The 19,890-nt window shown below is 41.9% G+C and carries 15 protein-coding genes and 1 tRNA gene; 10 read left to right on the forward strand and 6 right to left on the reverse strand.

Features of this window, described 5'->3' with window-relative positions; translation table 11 throughout:
- Nucleotides 1-20 precede the first annotated feature (20 nt).
- The 3 genes from G1O98_RS08395 (at nt 21) to G1O98_RS08405 (ending at nt 4,400) form a co-directional block, all read left to right on the forward strand.
- A complete protein-coding gene (locus G1O98_RS08395) occupies nt 21-467 on the forward strand; it encodes a hypothetical protein (protein WP_114083579.1) in 447 nt (148 codons plus the stop codon).
- A 485-nt stretch (nt 468-952) separates the two neighbouring features.
- Nucleotides 953-1,966: a glycosyltransferase family 2 protein gene (locus G1O98_RS08400; RefSeq protein ID WP_163928400.1), complete on the forward strand. Its 1,014-nt coding sequence runs from the start codon at nt 953-955 to the stop codon at nt 1,964-1,966.
- An 880-nt stretch (nt 1,967-2,846) separates the two neighbouring features.
- A complete protein-coding gene (locus G1O98_RS08405; RefSeq protein ID WP_163928402.1) occupies nt 2,847-4,400 on the forward strand; it encodes a serine/threonine-protein kinase in 1,554 nt (517 codons plus the stop codon).
- Between the two features lie 477 nt (nt 4,401-4,877).
- On the opposite strand, the gene G1O98_RS08410 is transcribed toward G1O98_RS08405, so the two are convergent.
- The 5 genes from G1O98_RS08410 to abc-f form a co-directional block, all read right to left on the reverse strand.
- On the reverse strand, nt 4,878-5,075 hold the full coding sequence (locus tag G1O98_RS08410; RefSeq protein WP_041565841.1) for an NblA/ycf18 family protein: 198 nt from the start codon (nt 5,073-5,075) through the stop codon (nt 4,878-4,880).
- 665 nt (nt 5,076-5,740) lie between these two features.
- The gene (locus G1O98_RS08415; protein WP_163928404.1) at nt 5,741-6,466 is read right to left on the reverse strand and encodes a Stp1/IreP family PP2C-type Ser/Thr phosphatase; all 726 of its coding nucleotides are present in this window, start codon (nt 6,464-6,466) and stop codon (nt 5,741-5,743) included.
- 18 nt (nt 6,467-6,484) lie between these two features.
- On the reverse strand, nt 6,485-8,170 hold the full coding sequence (locus G1O98_RS08420) for an AarF/ABC1/UbiB kinase family protein (protein WP_163928434.1): 1,686 nt from the start codon (nt 8,168-8,170) through the stop codon (nt 6,485-6,487).
- A 144-nt stretch (nt 8,171-8,314) separates the two neighbouring features.
- The gene (locus tag G1O98_RS08425) at nt 8,315-8,641 is read right to left on the reverse strand and encodes a DUF6825 family protein (protein ID WP_163928406.1); all 327 of its coding nucleotides are present in this window, start codon (nt 8,639-8,641) and stop codon (nt 8,315-8,317) included.
- Nucleotides 8,642-8,779: 138 nt separating this feature from the next.
- A complete protein-coding gene (gene abc-f, locus G1O98_RS08430; protein ID WP_163928407.1) occupies nt 8,780-10,414 on the reverse strand; it encodes a ribosomal protection-like ABC-F family protein in 1,635 nt (544 codons plus the stop codon).
- A gap of 522 nt (nt 10,415-10,936) precedes the next feature.
- Between abc-f and G1O98_RS08435 the strand changes: the two genes are divergently transcribed.
- On the forward strand, nt 10,937-11,617 hold the full coding sequence (locus G1O98_RS08435) for a Uma2 family endonuclease (protein WP_163928408.1): 681 nt from the start codon (nt 10,937-10,939) through the stop codon (nt 11,615-11,617).
- Nucleotides 11,618-11,629: 12 nt separating this feature from the next.
- Here G1O98_RS08435 and G1O98_RS08440 read toward each other — a convergent pair whose 3' ends face one another.
- Nucleotides 11,630-14,344, reverse strand: a complete 2,715-nt coding sequence (locus tag G1O98_RS08440) for a CBS domain-containing protein (protein WP_163928409.1) — start codon at nt 14,342-14,344, stop codon at nt 11,630-11,632.
- Between the two features lie 151 nt (nt 14,345-14,495).
- Here G1O98_RS08440 and psbZ point away from each other — a divergent pair, with 151 nt between their 5' ends.
- The 6 genes from psbZ to G1O98_RS08470 all read left to right on the forward strand — a co-directional run bounded on the left by psbZ (nt 14,496) and on the right by G1O98_RS08470 (nt 19,886).
- Nucleotides 14,496-14,684, forward strand: coding sequence for a photosystem II reaction center protein PsbZ (gene psbZ / locus G1O98_RS08445; protein WP_012407095.1), 189 nt, complete (start codon nt 14,496-14,498; stop codon nt 14,682-14,684).
- 189 nt (nt 14,685-14,873) lie between these two features.
- Nucleotides 14,874-15,452 carry a 6,7-dimethyl-8-ribityllumazine synthase gene (gene ribH, locus G1O98_RS08450; RefSeq protein WP_094346524.1) on the forward strand — a complete coding sequence of 193 codons (579 nt, stop codon included), beginning with the start codon at nt 14,874-14,876 and terminating at the stop codon, nt 15,450-15,452.
- Nucleotides 15,453-15,587: 135 nt separating this feature from the next.
- A tRNA-Gly gene (locus tag G1O98_RS08455) sits at nt 15,588-15,659 on the forward strand.
- Nucleotides 15,660-16,347: 688 nt separating this feature from the next.
- Complete coding sequence (locus tag G1O98_RS08460) at nt 16,348-16,755, forward strand: hypothetical protein (protein ID WP_041565838.1); 408 nt, start codon at nt 16,348-16,350, stop codon at nt 16,753-16,755.
- Nucleotides 16,756-16,759: 4 nt separating this feature from the next.
- Nucleotides 16,760-18,025, forward strand: coding sequence for a glutamate-5-semialdehyde dehydrogenase (locus G1O98_RS08465; RefSeq protein WP_163928410.1), 1,266 nt, complete (start codon nt 16,760-16,762; stop codon nt 18,023-18,025).
- Nucleotides 18,026-18,317: 292 nt separating this feature from the next.
- Entirely contained in the window at nt 18,318-19,886 is a 1,569-nt protein-coding gene (locus G1O98_RS08470; RefSeq protein ID WP_163928411.1) for an alkaline phosphatase, read from the forward strand.
- Nucleotides 19,887-19,890 lie beyond the last annotated feature (4 nt).

Here is a 19,890-nt window from a genome sequence, read left to right on the forward strand (position 1 = left end):
CAAGACAGGGAATATATAAGGTGGCTCATACTTTTTTATTGGAACCAGGACGCTGGGCAATGCAAGGAAATTGGCTGGAACGAAATGGTATGCCAATCAGCGTCAAGGGTATGACCTTGGTAGCTTGGAATCGAGATAACTGGTTCACTATGGCTACAAAGCTGATATTTCCTGGTAGCGATCGCTCAGAAATCTCTCTACAATACAAAGGACGATTGCATGAGGGAGAGCGCCAGTATACTTTTTTACTACAACATAATATTTTGGGGCAAGTTGAAGGTGAAGGCTGGATTGGTCTAGATACTATTGTGCAGCGTTACTGGGTACTAGGCGATCGTCAACGTCGTAGTGGCTTTGAAACCCTACATCGGATTTCCGAAGATAGATATTACCTAAGTAGTGGTATCTTGGCTGGTCATTTTTTAACTAACACAATGGAAGTTAGCCTAGAGCGTCAATCAACCTAAGAGCAATGACCTCACTGCTGTAAGTCTAACCTGTAAACTGAAGCCATATTGTCTAAATTAACTCTAGCAACGTAATGGTTTGGCAATGTTCAAGTTTATTTTCACCAACTTACTTAAGGCAACACATAATATCAACAAAACTAATTTATTCTCAATAAAGTTAAAAATCTCATTAAGACTTATTTATTGATAAAAATTTAAGCGACATCGATAGCGAGTATTCGTCCTGCTGCAAAGAAGCAAGCTACGCACAGCGTCTCGTAGAGAGTGTCATAGCCCGTCCTAGACATCGCTTTGATTTTGCAAACTAAACCAAACGAAAAATAAGCATTTTACGTTGGTTTTTAATGTTGGTTGCGATAAAGAGTAATTTTAGATGCGTTTGCCCTACCGACTACTTAGTTGTATAGTAAAGAGGAAGTTATCAAAATTATCTTCATAATCTTAGGACTATTAATTAACTGTGTAATCAGGAGTTCAGTTTTATGAATCCTAAAGTATCCGTCATTATTCCTGCTTACAATACTGAAGCTTATATTGCGAAGGCGATACAGTCAGCCTTAGAGCAAACGCTCAATGATATTGAAGTCATCATAGTCGATGATGGTTCAAGTGATAAAACTGTAGAAGTCGCTAAAAGTTTTACTGACCAACGCCTCAAAGTAATAGTTAATCAACAAAACCTTGGAGTTTCTGCTGCGCGTAATCGTGCCATCAAAGCAGCTAAAGGAGAATGGGTTGCTGTTCTTGATTCAGATGATTGGTATGCTCCTGAAAGATTAGAAAAACTTCTGTTGCTGGCAGCAAAAACAAATGCAGACATAATTGCTGACGATCTCTATTTAATCCACGATGGCGCAACATCTCCTTGGAGTACATTTATTCAAGAAAATGGAGAGTATCTAGATGAAGCTCTCCAAATTGATCTCATTTCTTTTGTAGAAAGTGGTGTCTATGGAGAACCAGTGTTGCCTTTTGGTTTAAGCAAGCCTATATTCAAACGAGAATTTTTACTTAAGCACGGCATTCTATACGATGAAACTGTGAGCATGGCTGAAGATTTTTGGTTTGATGTGGAATGCCTAATCAATGGTGCCCGCTTTTTTATTGTGCCAGAACCCTATTATTTCTACCGCTCACGCCCTATTTCTCTTGTACGTCAAAGTATATTATCACGTCTAAATCAATGCTGCATAGCTACTAATTCTTTCATGCAACAAGAAAGGGTGAAAAACAATCCAGCTTTAATGCTTGCTCTATCTTATAATCTTGCATCCTATAAAAAACATCTAGCTTACTATCAAGTTGTAGTGCCTATAAAGCAAAGAAGATGGTTGACAGCATTAAGAGAAATCATTAAAAATCCGCACTTCTTTTCTGTTTTTATTTCCCAGTTGAACAATATTATTAAACGTCGAATACAATACTATGTAATGGGTAATAAATCAGTTTTTGATATGTCTTATAACCTACAGAAAAAGCGAACAATAGCGAATTGATATTATCTCAATTTCATGCGTAAATAATACATCTTCACCTAGTTATAATAAGTCTGAAAGTTAAAAACCTGGTCAAGCAATAAGTATCTGTTGTTATTCCTACTGAACAAAACAAAGACAGAAGACAGTTTTGCTGGAAGTAGAATGAAAGTGTTAATCAAGTAAAACTTTAGTTGTGAGTCATTGACCACTAAAATCACAGTTACAAATCCTAGCAAACTAGAGAACTTTTGATGTATGAGACACAAGGGCTTGGAGCTGATAAAAGCTAGATAGGAAGCCCTCATCTCTTTTCTTGATGCTTTATTGATATTCAAAACCCTGACTCATCACTCAGTTATCATAACTCTGTAGTGAGTGTGGTAGTTCCCAATTAAGATTTTTGGCAGATGCTAGAGTTATCTATTGACTCAAAATTGGGCAAACTAAAACTACAACATAATTAAAGTGCAAAATGATATGAAGCTTCATTATCTACTCTTTCCGCTTGTTTGCTCTGGCATATTGCACCAGTTGTAATTACCATCTCTGTTGCGAACTACCACAGGATGGCTGCAATCTTCTAAAAGAGGGCTAGAAAAAGCTAGATAGCACTGCGTAAATGTATTTACTATCTTAATTAAACAAGACTTGGGGCAAAATCCTCTTCTTAAAGGTAGGCAAATTTCCACCTCAGTGTACTAGCACAGAACTGTGTAGATAGAGCAACGACTGGAAATCATCCAACAGCCTATCCTATAAGCTTTTTGTCTTTTGACTTCTATTTCTGCCTTATGGTACGAATCTAGCAAGTCATTTCTGGGCGCAATAATTCAGATATCAGTTTGAATGCACTTTTTCTCCTAAACACTTACAACCTGCTTTTGGATTCAAATTCTCTATGTCAGACCCCAACATTGGTCGCTTACTCAGCAAACGCTACCAACTCCAGGAGTTAATCGGTACTGGAGCAATGGGTCGAGTTTATCGTGCTAAAGATACTTTGTTGGGAGGCGTACCTGTCGCGGTTAAGTTTCTCGCTCTATCAATTCAAAATGAAAAGATGCGATTGCAAGACCGCTTTGAGCGAGAAGCAAAAACCTGTGCTTTACTAGGTCAAAAAAGTATCCACATTGTCCGAGTTATGGACTATGGCGTAGATGAGAATAATACCCCGTTCTACGTCATGGAATATCTACAAGGACAAAGCCTAAACAATATTATTCGTAAGCAACGACTGCCTTTACCAAGATTTCTGAGTATGGCGCGTCAACTAAGTCTGGGGTTACAGTGCGCTCATGATGGCATCCCAGTTGAGGGCACAATTTGCCCAATTATCCATCGGGATGTCAAGCCAAGCAATATGCTAGTGATTCAAGATCCTAGTTTCGGAGAATTGGTCAAGGTTCTAGATTTTGGTATTGCTAAGTTATTACAGTCGGATGGCGACCATACAAAATTCTATTTGGGGACATTGGCTTATTCTTCTCCCGAACAGATGGAGGGTAAGGAATTAGACAACCGTGCTGATATTTATAGTTTGGGTGTAATGATGTTTGAGATGCTCACAGGCAAAATGCCACTAGTGGCACAAACTCATTCTTTTGGAGCATGGTATAAAACACATCACTATCAAAAACCACGTTCTTTTGCCGAGGTTGTACCTGGGTTAGAACTACCAAAAGAAATCGAAAATTTGGTGATGAGTTGTCTCGCTAAGGTAGCACGCGATCGCCCCCAAAGTATCACCGAAATCCTGAGAGTTCTAGCATCTCTAGAAAAACCTGAGCATACACGCAAAGTTAAGCAAGATAGCTATGCCCTAATTCCTACTACTACGGCTAGTCCTGAGCTTGAACAGAAGACTAAAGCCGATTTGCGGGCATCCTTGTCTAACGATGAAATCGCTCGTGCTATTTCTTGGCCCCAAAATAAACCAATTGCCGATATTGTGTTTCCTCAGTCCATTCAAAGCAATGGGGAAGTTTTACCAGCGCTATGGGTGATGCTACCGCAAGAAGAAATTCAGAAGCGCTTACTCTGTACCCGCTATAACCAATTTCTTTTCATCTCTATTCCCCATCCCATGTTGCTATGGATTACTGTCATCTACAACCGCAAGCATGGTGCCAAATGGTTACCTTACTACCTTGATCTTAAAACCAGTCTTGGTCAAGAAATTACTCGGTTATTACAGCACACAGGTTACTACCGACTGTTGTTCTTTGCACGAGAAACACCAAATCGTTGTACACACATCTTACCTTCCAGCGTCGCTTCTGCCCAGCGTCAACGACTACAAGAGTGGGTCGCAATGAGCAACACATTGATGTCTTCTGCCGACCCGCAAATGAGTAAAAGCTTGCTCAAAAATGAGTACGAAAAAATTAAGCCTCAAATTCTGGCAAAATTGGAAAGCATTGATACAGATTCTCCATACGATCTTTCCAGCTAGGAAGAATTTCTTAATATTACATGTAATATATGTAGCTAAGAGCTACTAACTCAAAGAATGTAAACTTTTATAAACAAAATATATATAAAGATGTAAGTTCTAGTTATATGTATAAAGAGTGAAAAACACAAGCTGCAAAATCAAGGATGTCTAAATCATCTCTGAATATTATTGCGTAGATATTTTCAGAGAGTTGTAAATTTACGCAGGCGTAATTCTCTGACTAGACAAAAGAGACAGTAAAAGAGTTTTGCTCAAGTGAACAGTAAGTTTAGCCTACAAAGCTAAAGTTATGTCTAGACTCCAGCAGATGTGCAGTCGAAAGTTTTACTAGTTGTTAGTTAATTTATTGAATTGAATTCTTCCGCCGCTCTTTTAGAATTGTTTATCGAAGTTGACGCCCCGACATCCCCAGCTCTTTTCCTCCTTGGAACCAAGCAAGAGAAGGAGGTCGTCCACTGCGACAGTAGAACGACTCTATGCCATAGTGGAACCGGAATCTAAGCCCCACTGGTGTTTAAGAAGCTCCTGGTAAGTTGCCTCGCGCACTACCATTTGCTCATAGAGCTTTACTAGAAAGTCTTTAGCTTGGTCGTGGCTCATATTCTGTACTTGAGTGGCAAATGAGCAGATGCTGAATTGCTGTTCCAAGGATAGTTTCATTGGTTGGTTCATATTTAACTCCGTAAAAAAACGCGTAAAGGTGATATCGCTTACAGAAGTCCAAATGGGATAATAATTGGACTTGTATGTGTCCAACATTTGTTCCTCCGTATTAAGAAAGATAACAATTGTTTGACACGTTGCCCACATCCTAAGTGTGGATTTTTTTTGATATGATATCTTGCACCTAATCCTGCTGATATACTACCCAAGTCAGCCGAGCCGTATTCCGGAAAATAAGCTCTGTTTGAACGAAGTGTAGATATAACTACCTCTCAACCATTTCTGCTTTGCACTGATCTCTTTTGAGGAGATAAGCAGATTTTGTCCTGAGTCCTATACGTTTTCCTGTTTGAGAAAAACATTAAGACACTCTGTCTCCACAAATAAATATGGAGGAAGCTTCGGAAGCTAGGACTTTAAGGAGGTTGGGAAATGAATGGTAATAAGCGTGAATTATAGTCGCTCTACCTTATTATGTGCAAGATGTCAATTTATCAATTTGATGCAAATTCAGCCTCATTAGGTGACTTTGGAGGCTAAAAATATTTGTATCAAATTGTAAAAACTAAAAATGCTCACACTGAACAAATTGCTGAGTATATCTACCAGAATTGTCATTTGTCATTTGTCAGTTGTCCTTTGTTTAAGCTTACTAAGCATCGACTAATGACTATTTATTCTAGTGAGACGATGACAACTGTGATGTTATCGTGCCCTCCATGCTCCTTAGCAGCCTCAATTAGAGAGATGGCGGCCTTATCAAGCCAAGGAACATCTAAGAGACAGCTAGCAATCTTCTGTTCCACAAGTTCTTCTGTAAGACCATCACTACATAAAAGCAAGCGATCGCCAGCTTTGACATCTAGTGGTTGCACATCAATCTGATGCAAGTCTTCACGCCCCAAACAGCGCGATAATACATGACGAAAAGGATGCGATCGCGCTTCATCTAAGGTTATGTCACCGATTTTGATTGCCCGTGCAACCCAAGTGTGATCTTCTGTTACCTGCTCTAAGTGCGATTCTCGGAAGCGATACAGCCGCGAATCGCCAACATGAGCGCACCAGGGCGATTCTGGGGCGCGAAAAATTACTGCTACAACTGTTGTGCCCATATCGGCACGTTCGGGATGATTTTGCTGATCTTGCAAAATCGCTTCATTGGCACCCCACAAAGCTTGCTCTAGCAATTCTTGAGAAGATTTAGAAGATTCCCAATTTGCCAGCAAATATGCCTGAATTTCTGCCGTGGCTATACGACTTGCTTCTTCACCTCCAGCATGACCACCCATTCCATCGGCAACAACAAAAAACCGCCCTTCTGGGTCGACATAGTAAGCATCCTGATTATTAGAACGAATAAGTCCCGGATCGCTAAAACCCGTGAAATTAAGTTTCATAATTTTTTTTTGCAACAATTAATACATACGATCGTAACGGTCAAGGCGCAAAAGTAGTTGGATCAGGATCACTGAAATCCCTAGTGCTATTAAACCAGGCAGCAGTGCCCACCAGACATGATTGCTAACCACTAAGATCGTAGCTGAAAGTGTGAAACCACTGATTAACAGAGCATAGCTCATTGAGAGCTGAATACTGCTCTGCCTCCGCAATAGCCGTTCAGTTTCTATAGACCGAACGCGGAGGCGCATATCTCCGCGTTCTAGCTTTTCTAGCGTATCCTCTAATCTACGTGGTAGACCAAAAGCGGTACTACTTACCTGAGCTGCTTGACGACTTAATTCATTAATAAAGGTATTCCCCTCAGAACCATTCATATCGGTCATAAGCTGCATTGCATAAGGTTTGGCAACTTCCATAAAGTTAAACTCTGGATCTAAACCTTTGCCTACTCCTTCTAGGGTAGAAAAGGCTCGCATCACAAAAGTGAAGGTTGCTGGAAATCTAAATGGCTGATTATAAGCTATTTCATAAAGGTCGTCACTGATTGCCGCCACAGACTGATTTTCAAAGGGCTTATCCATAAAATGATCCAGCATGTACTGGACGGAACGCCGCACTGGGCCCATATCATCTGTTGGGGCGATCGCGCCTAAATCGATCAGAGACTGCACAACGCGATCGCCATCTTTTTGAGCGATGCCAAACAGTGTTTGCATCAGTCCCTCGCGCACGTTGGATTTGATCCGCCCCATCATGCCGAAATCGTAGAATATTAAAGCCCCACTTGCACTAATAGCAATATTGCCTGGGTGAGGATCGGCGTGGAAAAAACCACTATTTAGTAACTGTAGTAAGTAAGCTTGAGCGCCTTGACGAGCGATCGCCTTTCGATCCAAACCGGCTGCTTCTAAAGCTTCGTATTGGCTAATTTTAATTCCAGGGAGATATTCTAAAGTCAGCACTCTGGAACTGGCGTAACGCCAAAATACTCTTGGGACATTCACCCAATCGTAGCCACGAAAATTCCGGCGAAAAGTATCGGCGTTACGACCTTCGTTAAGATAATCAATCTCTTCCCAAAGAATGCGACAACATTCTTCATAAATACCTAACCAATCTCTTCCCCGTCCCCATTTAGGATGGTTTTGAAAGTAGCGGGTAATTCCTTTGAGAATTTGTAAATCTATTTCAAATAACTTCTTTAATCCAGGACGTTGCACTTTAACAACAACCGATTCCCCACTATGCAGCACAGCTTTGTGTACTTGCCCCAAGCTAGCAGCAGCTAAGGGAATTGGTTCAAAATTATGGAAGAGTTCAGGAATTTTTTTGCCTAATTCTTTCTCAATGGTCGCTTCTACTTGCTCATAGCTAAATGCCGGTACTTTGTCTTGTAATTTGGCTAGTTCTTCTACATATTCACCAGGGAAGATATCAGCACGGGTGGAAAACAGTTGCCCAACTTTGATGAAGGTTGGGCCTAAATCCAGCAGGGTATTGCGAATCCAAACCGCTTGGGTTTTGCGTCTTGCAGTTTGCTTTACCTCAGTCACGCCACCCGGATAACTCCAAGATTTGTTGTATAGCCAAAGTTTGAACAATAAGGTCAAGACAAAAGACCAAATGTCCACAAAACGCCGTCTGCTAGAGTATTTTTCCCGATTCCAACGGTATGCCTTATCTGAATAACCTTGTTCCATATCCTTTGTGTACCGTTGGTTTGCAACCGAATCACTTGAAAAAGAAGACACTCTGATTCCTAAACTATTTTTTCTTAAGTGTCATTTGTCATTTGTCATTTGTGAGTAATTTTCGACCAATGACCAATGACCAATGACTAAAATTTACGCAGAAGTTCGGCGATGATGTTGCAATTCTGTGCGTAACAGGGCAATTTCTGCTCGTAATTCATCAATATCTGCTTGCAAGTCACCTGAATCAGAATTGGTTTGTCTACCACCTGTGGTAGCTTGACCAGAATTAGCTGCTTCTGCTGACCGATTTGCTCGCTCTAGGACTTCTTCTGTAAACTGGCGCAACTGCTCTCTAGCTTCTGCATCAAATTTGCCCAGATCACTCAAAGCATCGGTCAAGGCGACCTCTAAACGCTCATTAACTACTTCGGCTACTGCTCTGCCTACGAAAAAGGCTTGTACTAGTGGGTTACTCATAAATTTTTGTTACGTTGATCCGCAAGAGAATTATAACTTGCCTGTATGCTTTACGGCTTCTGCTGGGGAGTTAGAGATTTAGAGTTAGTAATATGCCAATTCAATCATTCGCGGAGTTGACAGACATACAAGCGACAGCTACACCGGTCTGGAATAACATATATCATGACATTCCAGCAACTCTCGATAATATTGCTCTGGTGTATTGGGTAAATAGGTTGTCATTTGCAAAGCTTGCTCTCTCAACTTGAAACTTTGAGTAATGTTAATCCGGCTGAGGAAATCTAGATCGTGGGAAATTACCCAAATAGCTCCTTGATAGTCATTGATACCTACTACCATTTGTTCAACGGTTTCAATATCTAGGTTATTAGTTGGCTCATCGAGAATCAGCAGATCGATTTCTGAGATACTGATCATAGCGATCGCTAATCTTGCCAATTCACCACCACTCAGCACAGAGGCGCTTTTGTGAACATCATCATATTTAAAGAGAAAGTGTCCCAACTGTTGACGCAAAAGCTGATAGCTAAGATTAGCATTAGCAGCTTGCATATTTTCCAGAATTGTGCATTGTCGATTTACCAATTCGTAGGTTTGATCGAGATATACAGCTTTCATCGCTGGTGCAAGCAAAACCTCACCTGAGTCCAAAACTACTGTTTGGTTTTCCATTCCTAAAATAGCCTTTACCAGACTCGATTTACCAGAACCGTTTGCGCCGATAATGGCTATGCGATCGCCAGATGATATATGCAATTGAATATTTTGAATCAACAGACGTTCTGATACCCTAAGATTTGCACCCTGGATATTAATTAGATTTCGGTGCTTTTGATTTTTTTCCTCTAGTTGAATACTTGTGACTTTCGTAGTTTTGATTTTCGTCTCTGCAACCTTTTCATTAGCCTTTGCTACTGCTGATTCGTGTTTTTTTTTCGCAGTTCCAGTAGACACTTCAGCTTTGCTTTTAATTAGTCCTGCTGCCATTCTATCAATACTGCCATTAAGAAACTTGGCGCGACCGTTGCGGCTAGATTGAGCTGCGCGTTGCTGTTCTTGTATAGCTGTGGTTTGGGTACGTTTTAGTTCCTTTCTGGCGATTTCGTGCGATCGCAATGCTGCTTCTAGTTCGATTTGTTTCTGTTCTCGATATTGAGAAAAATTTCCTCCATATACTTTCAAAGCATCAGGTGTGAGTTCCCAAGTAACATCTGTAACTTGGTCTAAGAAAAAAGGTTTATGTGAGACAATTACAAACGCACCAGTGAAATTTTGCAGAAATTGTTTTAAGTTTTCTAAAGCTTGCAAATCCATGTGGTTAGTTGGCTCATCTAGCAACAGCAAATTGGGCTGTTGAGATAATCCGATTGCTATAAATAGTTTTGTCAGTTCTCCACCACTCAAGTTAGTAATTGGTAGATAAAGATTAATATTTGTATCGAATTGTGTTTGCAAAATCTCCTCAATCTTCCACCATTCATCTGAGATGGAAATCAAAAAATCAAGTACTGTATCTGCTGTAATCTCTTGTCTGATAGTGCTAATTTGTGGCAAATAGTAGACAACACTGTTAGACCAAACAGAACCGACGCTGGGTCTGATGTGATCTGCAAGTATCTTTAATAGGGTTGATTTTCCTACTCCGTTGCGACCGACTAAAGCAATGCGATCGTCGGTCTCGATACTCACTTGTATTTTTTGAAACAAAGTTTGATCTAAGCTGAGTTCGTAGGCTAAATTCTCAGCTAATAAGATTGATTTTTTCTGCATTATTTTCAAACCTCAATTCGCAAACTTCTACCCGCATGTTCACAACAATTACGGGATATTAGATACAAAAAACTTAGCCGCAGACACTTGCCAAGCGGTTAAATGTAAATATGAATGATGGCAATATTCTTAGTGCATGACTATGTGAAGTAACCCTGTCAAACTAGTTGCGTTTATTCTTCGTTGACATTTGTTGCTTTGGCACAACAGGTGTTTGGTACTACTTCATTTCAGCTATCTCGTTGGAGTTGTGATGAGGTTTGATATTGACTACAGTGTAGCATAAAGGTATTTCGCAAAAGTAGCGATCGCTCGTTTTCAGTGGTAAATAAAGATTTTTAACCGCAGAGGCGCAGAGAACGCAGAGGTAAGATATTCATCTTTATGAAATTGGTACTGAGATGATAAAGCCTGAATTGGACAATTTACCTGTACCCTAAAAATAGATGATTAGCTACGCGCGATCGCTAACTACAAGACTGTTAAAATAAATCCATAACTACTTGATGCCGTATCCATTCTATGACCATAGCTCAAGAATTAGATGATCAAAAAGGCATCTGCCAAGATGTTATATTTCCCCCTGGTGATCTATATAGTGATGAGCCTCCCTTGGAAAGCGAACTTCATCTACGGCAAATAATTCTACTGTTGACATGTCTGGAATGGTTGTGGCGAGACAGAAATGACTTTTATGCGGCTGGAAACCTGACTATCTACTATAGTCCACGCCAACGCAAATCAGAACACTTCCGAGGACCAGACTTTTTTGTAGTGTTGGGAACTGAACGCAAAACCCGTAAAAGTTGGGTAGTGTGGGAAGAAGATGGCAAATATCCGAATGTAATTCTAGAAATTTTATCTGACTCAACAGCAAGTACTGACAAAGATTTAAAGAAAATAATTTATCAAGATACTTTTCGTACACCCGATTATTTTTGGTTCGACCCTTACACACAAGAATTTGCAGGATTTCATTTAATAGATGGAGAATATCAACCTCTACAACCAAGTGAAGAAGGATATTTGTGGAGTCATCAGCTAGGGTTATATTTGGGACTTTATCAGGGACTATTGCGGTTTTTTACACGAGATGGGCAACTAGTACCAACACCGGAAGAAAAGGCAGAACAAGCCGAACAAAAGGCTGAACGTTTAGCAGCAAAACTACGGGAGTTAAATATAGATCCAGATACAATTTAGACCACAGCTATTTCATTTAGGATAGTGTTGCGCTAAAAAGTCCTCAGCTTCAGTCTTATATTTAATTACTCCATCTAAGGTAGCAGCAAGTATATCATCTAATATTTGTCGATACAGTGGCCCTGGTTTGTAACCAAGTTTCTTTAAATCATTGCCATTCAACAGTGGCTGCACATTCGCCCAAACTGTTAAATATTCCCAAATTTGATGTCTAATCTCTTGCGGACTTTGTAAAGCAATTAAAATCAGCATTGGTAAATCATATTGTCGCAACAACTGTACTACTTGACTGGGGTGTTGCAAAGTGGGTAAACATTCCATCACTTGACTAAAGCTTTGGACTAAGTTCTTCAACCTAACAATGCTATCCTCTTGTAATTGCAAATTTTGTGCTACTTTCACCCGATATTCAGGTGCTAGGTGGGCGATTAATGCTTCTAGACGCATTTGCCAGTGAATGAGAGTTTGTTCAGCATCAAATCGCCGCAAACAGCGTTCTAACAAACGTAATTGCCGTAGGAGTGACTCATCTAGCTTGAGGGTAGGATGGATACATTGCAACGCCCCTAAGTTATCGAGTAACTGCAAAGCTGATTTCCAGTAGGGCGCTTCTAGGATGTGTTTTAATTCTGTTTTCAGTCGAGTTTGCAGAGCTGGGGTTCTGCTATTCTCTTGGGAAGTGCGATCGTAAACACCACTGTTGATGGCATAGCGGATAAACTCTTCAGTCTGTGGTTCAATTTCAAATCCGAAGCGCACAGCAAAGCGCACGCCGCGATAAATGCGGGTGGGATCTTCGATAAAGCTGTTGGCGTATAAAACCCGAATTTGCTTGGCTTGTAAATCGAGTAAACCCCCAAAGAAATCGAGTAACTCACCGGAACGAGGGGAAGTGAGCCGCAAAGCGATCGCATTAATGGTAAAATCTCGACGATATAAGTCTTGACGAATCGAACTCGCCTCAACTTCTGGATTCGCCGCCGGGTAAGGATAAAACTCTGTTCTAGCCGTGGCAATATCTACCCAAAGAGAATCTAATTCTGGGTCTTTGTGCCACAACAAAGCAGCAGTTTGAAAAGCCCCGTGGATTTCTAAACGAGCCGCAGGGTAAAGTTGTTGGAGGGCTTTTGCTAGTTCCACACCAGCGCCAACATCTGCTGATTTGTGAAAGCCATCAACTACTAGGTCAATATCTTTAATCATCAAAGTGTCCGATGTTGCTTCCGCTAATAGCAAATCCCGCACCGCACCCCCGACGAGATAAAGATGCCAACCCCGTTTTTCGGCTTCTTGCGATGCTGTGGTGAGTAGTTGCCATAATTGAGGAGCAAGGCGATTTTGCAACTCAGTGCTAAGAGGAATTTTGAATTTTGAATTTTGAATTTTGAATTTTTGCTCTCCCCTTTCTCCATCTTCATCCCTTTGTTGATGTAATTCGCGTAAAACATCAGTACGAGTGACAAGACCAACTAACTGCTCATTTTCCAATACTGGCAAGCGTCCAATATCATAAGTCACCATCAGCGACTCAATTTGTGGCAGTGTCGTATCTGGTGTAATTGTTTTCAGATTCGTGGTCATGTAGCCTTTGACTGGCGCATGGCTAAATCCGTGGTGCAAAGCGATATCAAGATCCCGGCGCGAAATAATACCTACTAATTGCCCTTGGGCATCGACTACAGATAAACCAGAGTGTCCATAGCGTAATAAAATACGCTGTGCCTCAGCAATTGTGGTTTCAGGTAGAATCGTGCGGACAGGAGAGGACATCAAATCCCTAGCGGTGAGGGGGTGGGGAATTTGTGCTTTTACCCCGTCAAGGAGTTGTTTTAATATTGCTTGTGAATCAACTCCTCTTAGATTTAGCGATGCGGCTTGTGAATGACCGCCGCCGCCCAAGAGTTGGAATAATAGATTAAGATTTGTTTTGGGAATTTGCGATCGCCCAATTATAGTTAAGCGTGAATCATTTTCACTCAAAGGATACTCATTAGCCAACAGAATGGCATCAATTTCGGTTAATTCCACGAGTTCTAATGCCAAACTCGATAGCCCTGGCACAAAAGCATCTGTTTTCAAAACTACCCAAGCAACAGTATATCCACGCAGGCAAATATATTCTAAATTTTCTAGAGATTCAGTTAATAACTTTTGCAATTGCAAAGACAAGCCAGGGTCACGGTAGGTAGAAATTACCGATAAACTTGCACCTTGTTGCATCAACCAAGCCAAAGCTAAGGCATCCCGTGGTGTGGATTGGTCAAAGGTCAAGGAGCCAGTGTCAACGTGGATACCCAAAGCCATCACAGTCGCTTCAGCAGAAGTCAAGGAAATTTGCTGTTGTTGCAATTGCTCCACAATTAAAGTTGTGGCGGCTCCTACCGAAGAAAGATGCGATCGCGTGGCGGGAATATCTGATTCTTGTCCTAAGTGATGGTCATAAACTATAATTTCCCCAAGATGGGGTAAATCTAACCACTCAGCAGCTTTACCCAAGCGATCGCGCTGTTGCGTATCCACCACAGTCAGAGAACGAATTTTTTCAGGATTCACCGAACGGCGTTCAATTAGAGGATATTCATCCCGATGTAATGCTAAAAAATCCCGTACAGGAGGATGAGAACCGCCAGTCAGCACAATCTTACTTCCCGGTAGTAAGCGCGTTAACCCTACTGCTGCCCCTAGTGCGTCAAAATCTGCGGTTGTGTGGCAAAGAATTAAATCCATAATTTAAGAGTCATTAGTCATCGGTACTTAGACAAAGGACAAATGACTAAAATGTTGCAATTTCTGCTAGCTTAAAAATAATAAGAAAGTGTCAGTGTCGCCCTTTAGGATATTCTATCCTTAGTATTTCGCTGTATTGGGAGAAGCAAAAATGACCATAATATTCCAATTTGCCTTGATAGGTCTAGTCCTATTGTCCTTTGTCCTGGTTGTAGGCGTTCCGGTTGCTTACGCTACTCCCCAAAATTGGGTTGAATCTAAAAAACTACTCTGGGTTGGTTCTGCCGTCTGGATTGCTTTGGTCTTTTTAGTTGGTTTGTTAAACTTTTTTGTCGTGTAGACGACGGCTTTGCTCTGGCGCAGGCACATAATATAAGAACTAGAGGGGCAGAAAAGCCAAGGTCAAAGACCAAAGGAGAAAAGAAGAAATTTTTTCCAATTTCCTTTTTTTTAACCGTGCTTTCCTGCTCCTCTACATTTAAATAAGAAATGTATATTGGCCAGAACTATAGTTGATTAAGAGGCAGTCATGGCAGTTTTCGAGGGAACTTTTACCCAAACGGAGCCTTTGCGGTTTGCAGTGGTGATTGGTCGATTCAATGACCTTGTTACCGGAAAGCTGCTAGAGGGATGTCAAGATTGCTTGAAACGCCACGGTGTAGATCCTAACCCCCAAGGTAATCAGGTGGACTATGTTTGGGTTCCAGGAAGTTTTGAGGTACCTTTAGTAGCTCGCCAACTAGCACTTTCCCATCGTTATGATGCTGTAATTTGTCTAGGTGCAGTCATTCGTGGGCAAACACCCCATTTTGATTATGTATCCGCCGAAGTTTCTAAAGGCATCGCCGCCGCTAGCTTTCAAACTGGAGTGCCAGTAATTTTTGGCATTTTGACAGTAGATACTATGCAGCAAGCCTTAGAACGGGCAGGTATCAAAGGTAATCATGGCTGGGATTATGCCCTAAACGCCCTAGAAATGGCAAGCCTGATGCGGCAATTGCGTTCTAACCTAGCAGAGCCATATTCTCGTAATAGCCAGTCTTTGCCAGCCTCTTTTCAAAGTGCCAGCATTGGCAATTTAACGGCGGAGTCAGAAGAACTGGGCTAAATGAGTCATTAGTCATTTGTCCTTTGTCATTCACCAATGACCAATGACCAATGACCAATGACCAATGACAAATTAATAAATAAAGGGGTTGACAATCAGAGATAAATCTGAGATATTGATATATGGCAATTGATTGCGGGTGTAGCTCAGTGGTAGAGCGTCACCTTGCCAAGGTGAATGTCGCGCGTTCGAATCGCGTCACCCGCTTCCAACTAAAACCTCTTGAAGTTAAAAATCTCAAGGGGTTTAGTGTTTTTAGGGTGCATTGAAGTTTTTGGCGATTCGCGCTGTATTCCTCTGAATCGTTCCAAATTTTTATGAATTTCATAGATAGCTAGAATATAAAGTAATTTAGATATGGTGGAACTGTGTATTCGTGGATAGATTTTACCCATCTAGTAAAACTTGTTCAAATTATGGGGGAATTCAAGGGTCTTAGTCTCTCAAAACAGGTTTATGTATGTCAGCAGTGTGCTGACACTTCTGACTAAGATTTCACACTGAGCGTAGCCGAAGTGTTAAATACATCTAAAAACCTTGAAACTTATGCACGGATAGCTAAATCGTGTCTCGACGTTAAGGGATAACCGCTCCTATGCTCCCATTCAAACGTCAAGTAAAATCTAGACGAAGCTAGATTTTATCTAGTAGAAGGAAATTTTAAATAAGATTGTCAGCTTCGGAGAAAGACTACAAATAAAAAACTCCGTACTGATATGAAAATTAGGATATTTAGAGTCTGCTGCATCTACTGTTTGCAATCATGGCGATATTTGTATTGCCAGTATATGTATATAAAGAGAGCAATCTATAGTAGCAGAAGCTTCTATTGCATTTACCAAAAGATTATATTGTCGTAGTTCGTGTAAAACACGCTCAAGTTACTAGAACGCTTGTGCAATCTCAAAAACCCGAAAAAATAGATTTCAATGCTGAATACCCCTGTCCCTGTCGTCGCCGGGGTCAGTTAATTCCGATTACGTTGACAGAAGCATTTGGTTGCGATCGCTGTCAGCAAATTTTTGTTGTAGAAGATAATGGTCATGTCCTAGAACAGCTTTCTACCACCTATCCCTACAAACGGGCTTGGCGTTGGATGGGAAATAGTTGGCACGTTGTCCATCCCCGCTTGGGAGAAAGCTATCTGCCTATAGCACTTGGCATTATTTTCGTGCTAGTGATTATATGGCTGCCATTAGCACTGCGATTAGCAAATGGTTCCAGCATTATTGCTTGGGCAATGGTGGCGGTGCTATTAGCTATTCTGCCAGCATTAATGGTCTGGCTTACCTACAGACGTTAACTCAATGACTGTTGAAGTTTTAGATGACCACCCCGAACCGATTACCAGTGCCCAACGAGCCTATCAAGCTTCCCTAAAGTTGGGGATCACAAAGGGAGCAGACCGAAGTCGTGCAGTATTGGCGATGGCGCAAGCTCTTGAGCGCTCATTTGACGACATTCTAGAAGCCAACACGCTGGATTTAGAAGCCAGTCGAGAAATGGCAGTGCCAGAGTTGATATTGGACTGGCTGAAGCTGACTCCCACAAGGCTAGAGATGACAGTAGACGTTTTACAACGGTTAGGGGAATTATCAGATCCGCTACGGCGCGTCAGAACGGCTGATTATCAACTGGAAGATTCCCAGAGTTACACCCAGTTAATGCCTTTGGGAGTGATTGGATTTATTTATGAAGCCTTTCCCGATTTAGGAGCGATCGCAGCAGGCTTTTGCATTAAAACTGGCAATAGTATAATTCTCAAAGGCAGTACTGAAGCTAGCCATTCCAACGCCGCCATCGCTGAGGCACTGCAAAATGCGATCGCAGAAGTTGGTCTAGCTCCCGGCTGTGTAGAGCTGATCACAGCCGAACATGGTGCTTCAATTCGGGATTTAGTCACCCAAGACCAGTACGTGAATCTAGTTATTCCCTACGGACGTTCTAGCTTGGTACAGCAGGTAGTACGACAGTCAACTTGCCCAGTCTTAAAGTCCGCGATGGGTAACTGTTATCTCTACTGGTCGCTAAATTCCAGCTTAGAAATGGTGCGCTGGATGATTCTTGATAGCCATCAAAGTGAACCCGATCAAGTTAATGCCATTGAAAAGGTACTCATTCACCGCCAAGCCTTACCATCATCCTTAGCAGTTCTGTGGAACAGCTTGATGGAAAAAGGCTTTGAAATTAAAGGGGATGCAGAACTAGTACAAGCCTTTCCCCAGTTGCAGCTGGTGAAGGAGGGCGAATGGGGAAATCCTTATTTAACAAAAACAGTAGCTTTTAAACTTGTAGATAGCTTAGAGGGTGCGATCGCTTGGATTAATGAACACAGCAGTGGTCATGCTGACTCCATCGTGACTGAATCCTACCAAGAAAGTCGGCAGTTTGCCTTGGGAGTTAACAGTGCCTCTACCTACATCAATACTTCCCCGCGTTTTTCCCGCAACCCTTCGCGAGGAGATTCAGTGTTTCTCGGTATGTCTAACCAAAAAGGTCATCGTCGAGGATTTATCAGCCTAGAAACTTTGACCACCGTTAAGCACATTGTTCAGGGAAATGGCAGGTTTTAAATAATTCGTAATTCGTAATGGGCTACGCCCCGCTTCTCTACGAGACGCTACGCGAACGCTAACGTAATTCGTAATTTGTAATCTGTTTTAGTTGGGGTCTAAATTCCCAATGTCCCAATCCAATCTTAAACTTAACAAAATCTTAATTTCTGCTTGATCCGAGTTTGCTAGGTTCCTTGTGTTTGGTTGAGCAGCAATTAGGAGACAAGTTGAATCAAGCCATTACCTATGCTTTTTACAACTGACTCTCCTAAAGTTTGCCAACTGTATTTACATCTGGGTAGAGGTGAATATGGAACTTATGGATGGCGGACTGCTAGCAAATCGGTGCAGACGGCGGAGTTTTTTGTTGGGTGCAGGATTCTTAACTGGGTTAACAATTGCTAGCCAGTGGCATCCGGTATTGGCTAGCTCAAGGTTTTCTGGTTATCCGTTCAGTCTTGGTGTTGCCTCTGGCGATCCTTTGCCGGATGGTGTTGTTATTTGGACGAGGCTGGCTCCAAATCCACTTTCTGGAGGTGGAATGCCAGTGGTAAATGTGCCAGTGCGGTGGCAAGTTGCCCTTGATGAAAATATGAAACGGGTTGTGCGGCGAGGAACAGTGCTGGCAACACCAGAGTTAGCGCACTCAGTCCACGTTGATGTGCGTGGGCTAGACCCTAACCGTTGGTACTGGTATCAATTTGAAGCGGGTAGGGAAGTTAGCCCCATTGGACGGACTCGCACAGCACCAGCATTTTATAGCTATACCCAACAACTAAACTTTGCTTTTGTCTCCTGTCAAGACTGGCAAAATGGCTACTACACGGCTTATCGCCATTTGGCTGAAGAAAACCTCGACCTTGTAGTTCATCTAGGTGATTACATTTACGAATATGGGCCACAATCTGGTGGTCCACGCCAGCATAACAGTCCAGAAATCATCACTCTTGCAGACTACCGCGATCGCTACGCCCTGTACAGAACAGACCAGAGTCTCCAAGCTGCTCATGCTGCTTTTCCCTGGATTGTCACTTGGGATGATCATGAAGTTGACAATAATTATGCCAACTTAATCCCCGAAGATAACCAAACCGAAGAGGCTTTTAGAAAACGCCGAGCTAATGCTTACCAGGCTTACTACGAACACATGCCTCTACGTCAGTCTTCGCTGCCTAAAGGCCCAGATATGCTGCTTTATCGGCGGTTGACTTTCGGTAATTTAGCTGAGTTCAATGTGTTAGATACCAGACAGTACCGCACTAACCAACCTTGTAATGATGGACTTAAGCCTCGCTGCCCAGATGCTTTTGATTCAAATGCTACCATGACCGGCTCAGAACAAGAGCAGTGGCTACGAAAAGGATTAGATCAGTCGCGATCGCGCTGGAATGTGATTGCTCAACAGACCATGCTAGCCGAGTACAATTTCAATGGTAATCCAGGCGTAGGTGTCTTCAATGTGGATCAGTGGGACGGCTACGTAGCTGCACGTAATCGGCTCTTGAGTTTTCTAAACCAGCGCAAGCCTTCTAATCCAGTGGTGATTACCGGAGACATCCATTCTAGTTGGGTACACGATCTAAAGCTTGATTTTAATAACCCCAATTCAGCCACGGTAGGTACTGAGTTCGTAGGAACCTCAATTACCTCTGACTTTCCCACAGCATTTATCGCTCCAGTTCAAGCTTCACTAAGTAACAATCCCCATACCAAGTTTTTTGATGGTGCTTTTCGGGGATATGTCCGTTGCAACCTTACCCCACAACGCTGGCAAAGTGACTACCGCGTTGTATCAAGCATCGTTGACTTGAATGCCTCTGTCAAAACTCTAGCTTCGTTTACAGTCCAAAACGGACAACCAGGAGCGCAACTGAGTTAACGTG

Source organism: Nostoc sp. UIC 10630 (assembly GCF_010747425.1).
Taxonomy (GTDB): domain Bacteria; phylum Cyanobacteriota; class Cyanobacteriia; order Cyanobacteriales; family Nostocaceae; genus Nostoc.

Bases quoted from the DNA above. Each gene is read 5' to 3' on its own strand.
- G1O98_RS08440 (WP_163928409.1), bottom strand. From the start codon at position 14,344: ATGGATTTAATTCTTTGCCACACAACCGCAGATTTTGACGCACTAGGG.
- G1O98_RS08425 (WP_163928406.1), bottom strand. From the start codon at position 8,641: ATGAGTAACCCACTAGTACAAGCCTTTTTCGTAGGCAGAGCAGTAGCC.
- G1O98_RS08415 (WP_163928404.1), bottom strand. From the start codon at position 6,466: ATGAAACTTAATTTCACGGGTTTTAGCGATCCGGGACTTATTCGTTCT.
- G1O98_RS08420 (WP_163928434.1), bottom strand. From the start codon at position 8,170: ATGGAACAAGGTTATTCAGATAAGGCATACCGTTGGAATCGGGAAAAA.
- G1O98_RS08400 (WP_163928400.1), top strand. From the start codon at position 953: ATGAATCCTAAAGTATCCGTCATTATTCCTGCTTACAATACTGAAGCT.
- G1O98_RS08405 (WP_163928402.1), top strand. From the start codon at position 2,847: ATGTCAGACCCCAACATTGGTCGCTTACTCAGCAAACGCTACCAACTC.
- G1O98_RS08470 (WP_163928411.1), top strand. From the start codon at position 18,318: ATGGAACTTATGGATGGCGGACTGCTAGCAAATCGGTGCAGACGGCGG.
- G1O98_RS08410 (WP_041565841.1), bottom strand. From the start codon at position 5,075: ATGAACCAACCAATGAAACTATCCTTGGAACAGCAATTCAGCATCTGC.
- psbZ (WP_012407095.1), top strand. From the start codon at position 14,496: ATGACCATAATATTCCAATTTGCCTTGATAGGTCTAGTCCTATTGTCC.
- abc-f (WP_163928407.1), bottom strand. From the start codon at position 10,414: ATGCAGAAAAAATCAATCTTATTAGCTGAGAATTTAGCCTACGAACTC.
- G1O98_RS08465 (WP_163928410.1), top strand. From the start codon at position 16,760: ATGACTGTTGAAGTTTTAGATGACCACCCCGAACCGATTACCAGTGCC.
- G1O98_RS08435 (WP_163928408.1), top strand. From the start codon at position 10,937: ATGACCATAGCTCAAGAATTAGATGATCAAAAAGGCATCTGCCAAGAT.
- ribH (WP_094346524.1), top strand. From the start codon at position 14,874: ATGGCAGTTTTCGAGGGAACTTTTACCCAAACGGAGCCTTTGCGGTTT.